The 11,552-nt window shown below is 46.1% G+C and carries 8 protein-coding genes; 7 read left to right on the forward strand and 1 reads right to left on the reverse strand.

What is annotated here, in order from left to right; all coding sequences use genetic code 11:
• Window positions 1–234 precede the first annotated feature (234 nt).
• The 3 genes from H6G17_RS11905 (at window position 235) to tilS (ending at window position 4,289) form a co-directional block, all read left to right on the forward strand.
• A complete protein-coding gene (locus H6G17_RS11905; protein ID WP_192157317.1) occupies window positions 235–1,917 on the forward strand; it encodes a DUF3352 domain-containing protein in 1,683 nt (560 codons plus the stop codon).
• Window positions 1,918–2,051: 134 nt separating this feature from the next.
• Window positions 2,052–3,170: a c-type cytochrome biogenesis protein CcsB gene (gene ccsB, locus H6G17_RS11910; protein WP_192157319.1), complete on the forward strand. Its 1,119-nt coding sequence runs from the start codon at window positions 2,052–2,054 to the stop codon at window positions 3,168–3,170.
• 24 nt (window positions 3,171–3,194) lie between these two features.
• Entirely contained in the window at window positions 3,195–4,289 is a 1,095-nt protein-coding gene (tilS, locus tag H6G17_RS11915) for a tRNA lysidine(34) synthetase TilS (protein WP_192157321.1), read from the forward strand.
• A 105-nt stretch (window positions 4,290–4,394) separates the two neighbouring features.
• Here the strand turns inward: tilS and hmpF are convergent, their stop codons facing one another.
• Window positions 4,395–5,981 carry a pilus motility taxis protein HmpF gene (gene hmpF, locus H6G17_RS11920; RefSeq protein ID WP_192157323.1) on the reverse strand — a complete coding sequence of 529 codons (1,587 nt, stop codon included), beginning with the start codon at window positions 5,979–5,981 and terminating at the stop codon, window positions 4,395–4,397.
• 366 nt (window positions 5,982–6,347) lie between these two features.
• Here hmpF and H6G17_RS11925 point away from each other — a divergent pair, with 366 nt between their 5' ends.
• The 4 genes from H6G17_RS11925 (at window position 6,348) to H6G17_RS11940 (ending at window position 11,500) form a co-directional block, all read left to right on the forward strand.
• Entirely contained in the window at window positions 6,348–7,577 is a 1,230-nt protein-coding gene (locus H6G17_RS11925; RefSeq protein ID WP_192157325.1) for a response regulator, read from the forward strand.
• A gap of 651 nt (window positions 7,578–8,228) precedes the next feature.
• Complete coding sequence (locus H6G17_RS11930) at window positions 8,229–8,603, forward strand: response regulator (protein ID WP_041462305.1); 375 nt, start codon at window positions 8,229–8,231, stop codon at window positions 8,601–8,603.
• A 5-nt stretch (window positions 8,604–8,608) separates the two neighbouring features.
• On the forward strand, window positions 8,609–9,139 hold the full coding sequence (locus H6G17_RS11935) for a chemotaxis protein CheW (RefSeq protein WP_015152229.1): 531 nt from the start codon (window positions 8,609–8,611) through the stop codon (window positions 9,137–9,139).
• Between the two features lie 24 nt (window positions 9,140–9,163).
• Entirely contained in the window at window positions 9,164–11,500 is a 2,337-nt protein-coding gene (locus H6G17_RS11940) for a HAMP domain-containing methyl-accepting chemotaxis protein (RefSeq protein WP_192157328.1), read from the forward strand.
• Window positions 11,501–11,552: the final 52 nt, after the last annotated feature.

The raw sequence follows: 11,552 nt of genomic DNA on the forward strand, positions 1-11,552 counted from the left end.
GCTCGATTGAGTATCCTTGACAAAATTGCTTACAATTGCTATTGGTTTGAAGATTTTTATATTTAATTTGGACTTAAATTAAAGCATATTGTTTTCTTTAGGTATTGGCGATTGCGTAGGGGCAATGTAGGTACAGAAAAAAATAAACTAGAATAGTGCTTCTCTAGGCTATTTTGAGGGCAAAATCGTTACAGATCTTCGCTCGCCAAGACATCCTCTGTCTTCATTAATCCCATGCCTGAAAAACGTAAACCTTCCCTTCTATTGACTTTGGGAGCTGCTGGCTTATTAATTGGTGGGGGAGCAACTGCTTACTGGGTATTCCTCCAAAGCCAAGGGCAATTAGAAAACCTGCCTGTGGGTTCTAATATCATCCCCCAAGATGCTTTGGTGGCTCTATCTATTTCTACAAATACCCAGCAGTGGCAGCAACTCCAACAGTTCGGTACGCCCCAAATTCAAGCCCAGCTCAAGACAAATTTAGCCCAGTTGGGCGATCGCCTCCTCACAGCAAACGGCTACAACTACCAGCGAGACATCCAGCCTTGGGTTGGTAAAGAAGTTAGCATTGCCTTTCTGCCACCCTCCATACCAGCGACATCAAACTCATCTTTGCCACCGAATAGCGATCGCCAGCAGTCTCTAGTTATGGTGTTGCCCATTGCCGACCAAATTGCAGCAAAGCGGATTTTAGAGCAACCCAGACCGTCCGCACAAGGCAAAACTCGCCAGCGAAACTACAAAGGCGTTGAGATTAGAGAAACTCAAGGAGCTAAAGCGCAATATTATTCAGCCGCCGTCCTAGATGGGCGTTATTTAATCGTCACAGATCGTCCGCAAGCGACGGATAGAGCGATCGACACTTATAAAGGTGCGGCTGCTTCCCTAAAGCAAACAGCAGGTTACACCACTGCTTTTGAGCAGATTGCTACCAAACAGCGTTTTGCTCAACTGTACGTCAACGTACCCGTAGCTGCGAGAATTGCTGCTGCAAATCCCAGCCGCTCGTTTTCACCCCAAGGTTTAGCTCAGTTGCAAAACAACCAAGGTGTAGCTGCTACTATTAATCTGGAATCAGAAGGAATTCGCCTCAAAAGTATTTCCTGGCGCAAGCCCGACAGCCAACAAGTATTCGCTGTAGAAAACAATGCGGGCAAAATGCAAAGCCGCCTACCGGCAGAAACATTAATGATGCTCTCAAGCGGCAATTTACAGCGGTTATGGCAAGAATACGCCCGAGAAGTACAATCCAATCCCCAAGCACCTATCCGTCCCCAAGAACTGCGTAAAGGTGTAACTTCAGTTACAGGGCTGGATTTAGACCAAGATTTACTCAGTTGGATGGATGGTGAGTTTGCCGTATCTATGGTTCCTGCGGCTCCCAAAGCAGGTGCGCCAGATAATTTTGCCCTTTCTTTAGTATTTTTAGTCCAAACCAAAAACCGCAATAAAGCCGAACAAGCTCTATTTCAGCTCGAACGGGTGATGCGGAGTAAATATCAATTTCAAGTACAAGAAACCAAAATCAAAGATCGTACTGTGACAAATTGGATTGCACCTTACGGTACAGTGGCGACTCGCGGTTGGCTGGATGGAGATGTTGCTTTCTTCGCTCTCGGCGCACCTGTAGCAGAACGGCTGATTCCTCAGCCTCAAAGCAGTTTAGCGAGTGCCGCACAATTTCAACAGACAGTTCCTTCAGCGCTGAATGCCACGAACGGTCAGTTTTTTCTCGATGTGGAACCAACAGTCAAAGCCTTGCCCCTGCCGCAGCTGTTTTCCGGTCAACAAATATTCTTCGACGCTACCCGTTCCATCGGTGTTACCTCTGCTATTAGTAGCGATCGCAGTATCCGCTACGATGTCTTTGTTGCCCTGAAGAAGATCGGGAATAGGGAGTCGGGAAAAGAGAGCTGAGGGAGACAAGGGAGACAAGGGAGAGCAATTCTGGTTCCACTAGCCACTAGCCACTCTCCACTGATAACTATTCCCCAGTAGGATCGAAATAAGACTCTCGATGCTTGACAAAAAAATATAGGAGAATGCTGATTATGAATTTGGTTTTACTCCAGAATTGGCTGGACAATGCCTCGTTTGCCGTCCTATTTCTGACAATGTTAGTCTATTGGGTTGGAGCGGCTTTTCCAGGGCTGCGCTTTCTCCCAACTGTGGGTACGGCGGGAATAGCGATCGCCAATTTATGTATTGCTACTCTGTTAGGAGCAAGATGGCTAGAAGCTGGGTACTTTCCGATTAGCAATCTGTATGAATCTTTATTTTTCCTTGCTTGGGGAGTCACTACGGTTCATCTGATCGCGGAAAGTAGCAGCCGTAGCCGTCTGGTCGGAGTTTTCACCGCTCCTGTTGCTATGGGTATCGCTGCTTTTGCAGCTTTGACTTTACCATCAGATATGCAGACCTCTGCTCCCCTCGTACCTGCCCTCAAGTCTAATTGGTTAATGATGCACGTTAGCGTCATGATGCTGAGTTATGCTGCTTTGCTGGTGGGTTCTCTTCTGGCGATCGCCTTTTTAGTTGTCTCTGGTGGCAAGGAAATTGAATTACATGGTAGCTCCGTTGGTACTGGAGGTTATCGACAAAACGGCTATCGCCTCCAGCGCAATACCGATTTAACTCAACTCTCTCCAGCAGTTGCTGCCGATGCTTCTAATCCTTTAATGCTAGAAACTAATGGAAACGGTAAAACTGCTGTTCTCAATGTTGTGACATCCTCTACTCCTGACTCCAGTACAGGCGGGTTTAACAAAATTTTTGGCTCGTCGTCTCAAGGTAGCTCCGACAAACCCGCCCCTACGACTGCCGACTCCCTCACACTCTCTCCCCAACGTCTCAGCCTTGCCGAAACCTTAGACAACATCAGCTATCGCACCATTGGACTCGGCTTTCCCTTACTAACAATCGGTATCATTGCTGGTGCAGTTTGGGCTAACGAAGCTTGGGGTTCTTACTGGAGCTGGGATCCGAAAGAGACATGGGCGTTGATTGCTTGGTTAGTATTTGCTGCCTATCTTCACGCCCGTATTACCCGTGGTTGGCAAGGTCGTCGCCCAGCCATTCTAGCTGCAACTGGCTTCGTTATCGTTTGGGTTTGCTATCTGGGTGTAAATCTTTTAGGTAAAGGTTTGCATTCTTACGGTTGGTTTTTTTAAGTGACAGACAACAAACCAACTAAGATGAGTCGCGCTAACTGGACTCCGCTTCACGCCCGCCTACATCGTACCTTGCGATCGCGTCATCTCCTAGAGAAGCATCAGCGATTGCTCGTAGCTGTATCTGGCGGGCAAGATTCCTTATGCCTCGTTCAGTTACTTTTAGATTTGCAACCCAAGTGGGAATGGCAATTAGGCATCGCTCACTGCGATCACCGATGGCGCTCTGACTCTCAGGCTAACGCTGACTTTGTGGCGCGACTAGCTCAACGTTGGAAAATCCCATTTTATTGTCATACAGCCGAGCAGCCTCTACTCAATGAAGCAGCCGCACGACAATGGCGCTATCAAGCTCTAGCGGCGATCGCCCAAACGCATAATTACCCGTATATCGCTACGGGACACACAGCCAGCGATCGCGCCGAAACCTTACTATACAATTTAATTCGCGGCAGTGGTGCAGATGGCTTGCAAGCTCTAACTTGGCAACGCCCTCTTCATGTACGGACACAAAGCTATGCGCCCCTACTGGTGCGTCCCCTGTTAGAAGTTGCGCGAACTGAAACCGCTCAATTTTGCCAAGAGCGGCAAATTCAGGTATGGGAAGATACAACTAACCTGGATCTTAAATATGCCCGTAACCGCATCCGACAAGAATTGTTGCCCTACATCCAAACCCACTTCAACTCTCAAGTAGAGCTAACCCTAGCTCAAACTGCGGAGCTTTTACAAGCAGAAGTCGAATATCTCGAACGAGCAGCCGATGAGTTGCGACAGCAAGCCGTTCAAGCATCGGGAGTCGGGAGTCGGGAGTCGGGAGTCGGAGAAGAGAGCAGGGGAGCAGAGGAGCAGAGGAGCAGAGGAGCAACTAGCAACTACCAACTACCAACTACCAACCACCCAATCAAAATCAACCGCCGCATTTTACAAACAGCTCACATCGCTCTACAACGGCGCGTGATGCGGCAGATTCTGCAGCAAACTTTACGTTGCTCCCCTAACTTCGAGCAGATTGAAAAACTCATAGCTTTGATTGCAGCTCCAAATGGAACGCAAACAGATCCTTTTCCTGGCGGTGCGATCGCCACAGTAGACAAAGATTGGATTTGGTTAAAGTAAATTAAACATAGTGCAGCATGGCAGAAATCAGCCACCAGTAAGCCACCATACAAAATGCTTATGGCGTTAAGTTTTTGACTTTTGACTTCTGACTTTTGACTTTTTTTATGAGTTTCTCGTAATTTTGGCGCGAATTTGAGCGATCGCTGCTTGTGGTGGTTCGCTAGCTTCTACACTCAGTATGCCCGCCACTCCTTGTAATTTCTGTCGCAGTCCATCCAAACTATCTTGTACTGGTCTGAGGATTTCTTCATAAAGATTTATCCTACCGCTACAATCGGCAGCAAGCGATCGCAAAGATAGCAACTCTTGCTGCCAAGTCTGGAATTCCTGCCACTGTCTTTCCTGTTCCTGCACCTGCTGGTCGAGCATTCCCTGCTCTAAGTCAAATCCAGAGCGCATCTGCTCGATTTCCTTTTCTAGCTGCTGCAGTATCAGGGATTGCTGTTGTTTTTGCGACTGAATTTGACTTAATAGTGGATCTAAATCTAATTTATAATCTTCTTCTCGATTGCCAACTGGAATTCCCTGCCGTCTCCACAAAACAGTTTGGTGTTGCCGTAAAGTTTCTTTGCGATCTTGTAAATTTTGGCGTTGACCCATCAAGGTTTGCAGCAGAAATTCATAACTGTCTTGTTCGTCTTTTAGTTCTGCTTCTATATTCGCCCGTTCTCCGTCGCTGGCAGCTCGGCTCAAGCGCCCCTTAATTTCGTCAATTGCCTGTTGATTAGCTCTTAGTTCCTCTTCTTGCTCGTGAACGAATCGACAAGCATTCTCCCAATCTCGCCGCAAATCTTGTAGCACTTGTTGCAGTTGATCTAAAGGCATTTGTTCCAATGCGGCAGAATCAACTTGCTGGCTAAAGAGAAAATCATCTACGGGTTGGATCAAACGATTCAGTTGCTGATGTAAATCTTCTTGATGCCGTTGATGTGCGTTGAGGGTTTGAGCATATTCTTGCTTGGCTTGCAGCACCATCGCTTGCGCTTGTAGTTTGACTCTTCGCTGTTCTAGAGATTTTTGTGTTTCCCACCACTGCTGTTGACCTTGCTGTAACCTCTGAGTTTGGCTATCTACTTCTAACTGCTGCTGGTCGATCCCTTGCTTTTGCTGTTCTAGTTTCTGCCAATGTGGACTCAAGGTCGCTTGCTGGGTCTCTACCAATTCTAGAACCAAGGTTAGTTCTTGCCTTACTGCTGTAGTCGGTGGTAAGCCTTGAGATAAGCGTTCGAGCAATTCTTCAACTTGGCTAACAGTTGTTTCGTCCAATCCTGCCGACTGGCTACTCTGTAATTGCCTATATTCCTCCTCAATGTGTTCCAACTCTTCCAAGCGTATTTCCATTTCTTCGTGGCGGCGGGACATCTCATCTCTTTGAAAGGTAAGAGATTCCTTCCACTGCTCGATTTCTTCTTCCTGAAGCTTCGCCTTTTCGATTTGTCGGGAGAACCCACTTAAGATGCTAACTAAAGGTCGCCCTGCTTCTTGAATGCGTTGTACTTGTCGATTGGCATTTAAGTCAGCTAGTATCAGCGCTCCAGCATTGAGATTGTTTGCTTCCTCAGCTGCAACAATCTCTTCTCCCTGTACAGAAGACCAACTCTGGTCAGCTCTTTGAAATGCCAGCAGCTTGATTTCTGTCTTCAGACCCATAAAAGCTTTTTGCTTTTGTACTTCTGCTAAATACAGCACGCCAGTCGTCCTCTTGTTTTACCAATGCCTCAGCTGCGAACCGATCTTGCTTGTAATGTTTGACCCACTTTGGTTAAATCTCCATTGTGGTCAAAACCCCATTTTGGTTAAAGCTAATATCAGCAGGCGCAGAAATATCCGACTCTATTTTGGACTGAGTACAGTCAATGTCACTTCCGAGTTATTGCTTAACTTCTTCACTTCTCCTTTGTTAAATTATGTTACAAAATTGGTGACTAGCGATTAGTCGTCATTTGTCATCTGTCATTGGTCAGAGTCAATGTTAGCCAACTGATGACCGATGACTATAAAAGGGAAGAATTAATCAAGGGGTATACGCGATTACATAGGAGCTTCATCAGCTAAATGCAGGGCAACTTAAGTGAAATTGATATTCGCAGTATTTTACAACTCATTGAATTAGGACAGCGAACGGGGGAATTGTTTGTTGAAGCCTACCGTCCTTCTAGTAATGTGAATCACGCAGAGCCGAACTTTGCTTTACGTCAAAGGAGTTCGTACCCGCGATCGCAGTGTTGGTTTATCTTTTTTCTCAACGGTCAAATCGTCTATGCCACAGATGGCGATCGCAGTTTATCTCGTCTACGCGATTATCTACGACACTATCGAATCGAGATCGACCTAGAGCAAATTACAACTTCCACGTTCGCAGCTAATACCACCCTAGAGTATGCCTATCTTTGGACATTGCTAGAAGATCGCGTTCTCACCCCGGCTCAAGCTCGTAACATCATCCACGGCATTGTGCATGAAACCCTGTTCGATCTACTAAGTTTGCATCAAGGTTTGTTTATTTTCAAGCGAGGAGCTGCCCTATCACCGCACTTGACAATTTTAGCCAGTACTTCTTTAGCAACCAAGATCGTACAGCAGGTACAGGCATGGAAGCAGTTATATCCTCAGATTCAATCTCCCGATCGCTGTTTGACAATCGCCAATCTCAAAGGATTACGTCAAGGCTTGCCAGCAGCAACCGCCAATCGACTAGAAACTTGGATAGATGGTAAAACTTCTCTCCGCCAACTAGCACGCTATCTCAATCGAGATATTTTAACGGTAGGCAAGGCGGTTTATCCTTGCGTGAAACACGGTTGGATACAAATTCACACGCCAAAAATAACTGGGATAACAACTGATAATCCTCATTTGTCTTCTGGTATCAAAACGCTAACAATCACATGCATCGACGATGCGATCGCTATTTGCCAAACTGTAGAAACTATCCTACAGCAGCAAGGATTTACAGTCATGAGCTGTAGCGATCCGCTTCAGGCATTTAGTCTGCTGTTTCACCAGCCACCAGATTTAATTCTGTGCGATATTATCATGCCCACACTAGATGGCTACGAGCTATGTGCCATGCTGCGCTGCTCCAATGCCTTTCGGCAAACGCCGATTGTCATGCTAACAGGTAAGGATGGATTTATCGATCGCGTCAGAGCTAGAACGGTAGGCGCAACCGACTATCTCACTAAACCTTTCACCGATAGCGAGTTATTGATGCTAGTAGAAAAATCCCTGCCTAAGAAAGGTGTGAAGACAACTCACAACTCACAAGTCATAAACCAGAATTAACTACTCATCAATTGCTAGTCCGGTCACTGGTCATTGGTCATTGGTCATTGGTCATTGGTCATTGGTTGTTAGTTATTACCACTCTGCTCCCTATTTCCTATTTCCTGTTCCCTATTTCCTATTCCCTGTTCCCTGATAACTGTTCACCTCTGTAGATTCACCGATTGCGGTAAGTTTTTACCTTAAATAGGATTAAGTTCTCAGTGGATTTGCGCTTGGATAAACGATTGAGGTAGAGCTAAGTTGATGCTGTAGTTTAGTAATCTAAGATTCTCTTAAAACACTAACTATCCAAATTATTTGTATTGCACCTGAAAGAATGACTTTTATCGCGTGTGTTGACACCATAAACACTGTGAAGTATCGCATAAAGAACTTATTCGATTTCGAGATAAGCTCATGCGAGAGTTCGAGCTAGAAATCAGTTATCTTTGAGTTTGCCTACAATTGTTTGAGCCATTAACTTAAATTTTGCGAGTTCATGCAAGACACGATTGAAGTTGATTTTACACATATTTATACTAAATTTTGGCATGTTCGTAGCTTGATTAGTAAAGAACTTAGCTTACTGAATTGATGCATAATTTTTAGTTAACCACGGTGGTCGTGCCCACAGGCGGGACGTTGAAGCCAGGAGGCAAATTAACAGTTATGAGTACAGTGCTGGTCGTGGAAGATAGTCCTACTCAAAGAGAGATTATTATCGATCTTCTTCAGGGGAGTGGATTGACGGTGATGATAGCCACTGATGGTATGGAGGCTTTACAGCATATGCAAGAAGCTTCTTGTCCCGATTTAGTGGTGTTAGATATTGTCATGCCTAGAATGAATGGTTACGAGGTTTGTCGCAAGCTGAAAACCGATCCAAAAACTCAAAATGTTCCAGTGGTAATGTGTTCCTCCAAAGGCGAGGAATTCGATCGCTACTGGGGAATGAAACAGGGTGCAGATGCTTATATTGTCAAACCATTTCAACCAAAAGAATTACTGGCAACAGTTAAACAATTACTGCGAGGGCAAGGGTGAGTGGCATGGTAGATCTGGACTTGTCAATGGGTGCTGACCAAGTTCAAGTTGCGTCAGAATTTCAGCAGTTAGAGATTCGGGAAGGAGAACTACACCTACGCTTTTTTGTCACACCCACTCAAGAACTGGCATTGCCAGCAATTATTGTTCGGGAGGTCATCTCAGCTCCTCTCGATCGCATTACACCAATTCCCAATATATCCAGCTTACTCTTGGGCACGATCAACTTACGCGGACGAGTGATCTGGGTAGCTGACCTCAGCCAAATTTTGGGAGAATCAACAGCCTTAAACACAGAGCGACCAGAAATTCCGGTAATTGCCGTAGAAGAGCAAGAAATACTCTTAGGGTTGGCAGTCGATCGCATTGTCGGGATGGAATGGCTGAGTGCGGAAAAAGTACAGCAGCCTACTCAAGTTGCAAACAGTATGGCTCCCTTTGTCCGTGGTGAGTGGATTTTAGATGAAGATACCCATCAGCGTCTTCGACTGCTAGATCACAAGGCAATTATATCGAGCGAACTTTGGGCAGCATGAAATCAAGGCAAGCAGAGGCAGCAAATGACATCAAGTACTAATCACGAGCAGCAATATCAACAAGCTCAAACAGCCTATATTCAAGGTAACTATGAGGATGCGGCTACTTTTGTCGATCGATTGATCGAAGACTTTCCTGCCGATCCTAATAGTCGCCTCCTACGAGGTCACATTTACTGCGTTCTTCGGCAATATGAAATTGCTAGAGAACAATATCAAACTGTATTACAACTGACACAAGATCCAGAACTGATTGATTGTGCGAAAAACGGATTGGAGTCAGTTAAACAGTACGAAAGTTCGGAGCAGTATAGTAATGGCAGGATGCCAGCGTCAGAAATTGAAAATACTTTCTTATTGGGAGCTGACGCTGCTGAACCACCGGACTACTATGCTACAGAGCAGTCGTCATATTCAGATTCTCCGAAGTCTTTTTCGCATCAATTTGATAGTCCGTTTGCCCAATCGCATCTTGACAGTACAAATGTTACCAGCAGTAGCAATTCTTCTATGCCTTTTGGCAATCCTTTTGTCTGGAATCAGCCAGAAAGTAATCTATCAGAAGATAGCAATTTAGAGTTGAGCCTACCAGATTTGAGCCAGCACGAGCTTTCTCATCCTCACAATTCAGACTTGTCCCACTTTCAAATCGAGCGCGAGTTTTCCGATCGCTACGATCTTGACACCAAAGACAACAATGTTAGTCGCTCCGAGCGCAATTCAATCGAAGAGTTTGAACTTCCAGAGTCGGCTTCTGAATTACTAGATTCTGGATTGTTGTCTTCTCCTCTATCAGGAAGTGCCTCATCCTTACCATCTGCGGACAGTCACGGCGAATTGAGCGATCGCGCCAACAACAAGGCAGAAGTAGCTCAATCGGCATCGTCCATGCCCAATTTGCAAGCGGATGATACAGGCGATCGTCAATTATCTGCCAACGGTGGCGGCTTGGTAGGACAGTTCGAGCAAGCTCCTCTGGCGAAAAAGCAATGGCTTACGGCAAGCACTGTCGGTATTACCTCTGCTCTAGTCGTCACTGCTGCTGGCTTTGGCGGCTCGATGCTACTCAAGGGTGAAAACCAGCGTGCAGTCCAAGGTACGGGTATAGCTATGGCTCTGGTTGCTGGAGCTACAAGTTTTGCTAGCTCGCGCTTCATGGGACGACTGACGCTCAAACAAATTCAACAAACCACAATGGATCTGCGCGGACAATTTAATACCGTGCGGACGGGCAATCTCGATGCTAGAGCTACAGTTTATTCTCAAGATGAGTTTGGACTGTTAGCTTCTGAGTTTAACGATATGCTACAAGGCATTGCTCAAATTACTACAGACACGCAGCGCAAAGCACAAGAACAAGAACAGGCTAAAGAAGAATTACAACGGCAGGTGATCCGGCTACTAGACGACGTAGAAGGTGCGGCAAGGGGAGACTTAACTGTACAGGCTGAAGTCACTGCTGACGTTTTAGGAGCGGTTGCCGACTCGTTTAACTTAACAATTCAAAATCTGCGAGAGATCGTCGGACAAGTAAAACTAGCAGCTCGACAGGTCAGTCAAGGATCTGCCGACAACGAAACATTTGCCCGGGCGCTGTCCCAAGACGCTTTGCGTCAAGCTGAAGAGCTAGCAGTTACGCTTAATTCTGTACAAGTGCTAACAGACGCAATTCAACGGGTAGCAGAATCGGCGAGAGAGGCTGAATCTGTAGCGCGTTCTGCTTCCGACACCGCTCAAAAAGGCGGTGAGGCAGTAGAAAGAACGGTAGCAGGTATTTTAGAAATTCGGCAGACGGTAGCGGAAACCACTCGCAAGGTAAAGCGGCTGGCAGAATCCTCGCAAGAAATTTCTAAGATTGTGGCACTGATCTCTCAAATCGCTTCGCGGACGAATATGTTGGCACTTAACGCCAGTATTGAAGCAGCAAGAGCTGGAGAAGCAGGTCGAGGCTTTGCCATTGTTGCGGATGAGGTACGTCAGCTAGCAGATAGAGTTGCCAAAGCGTTGAAAGAAATCGAACAGATCGTGAGGCAAATTCAAAGCGAGACGGGTTCGGTAATGACAGCGATGGAAGAGGGAACTCAACAGGTTATTCAAGGAACGAAACTAGCCGAGCAAGCTAAGCGATCGCTGGAAGACATCGTGCAAGTATCCAATCGTATTGACGCTTTGGTTGGTTCGATCACTGCTGACACCGTACAACAAACAGAAACCTCTCGCGCCGTGGCAGCTGTGGTACAGTCAGTAGAGTTAACAGCACAAGAAACCTCTCAGGAAGCTCAGCGAGTTTCTGGCTCTCTGCAAAACCTTGTGCAGGTAGCAGGAGAACTACAGACTTCAGTGGAACGCTTCCGAGTGTAGCTATGGTGTTTTGAATGGTAGCAAAGGGCGATTCCATTTTGAATTTGGAATT

This window comes from Chroococcidiopsis sp. [FACHB-1243], assembly GCF_014696895.1.
GTDB lineage: Bacteria > Cyanobacteriota > Cyanobacteriia > Cyanobacteriales > Chroococcidiopsidaceae > Chroococcidiopsis.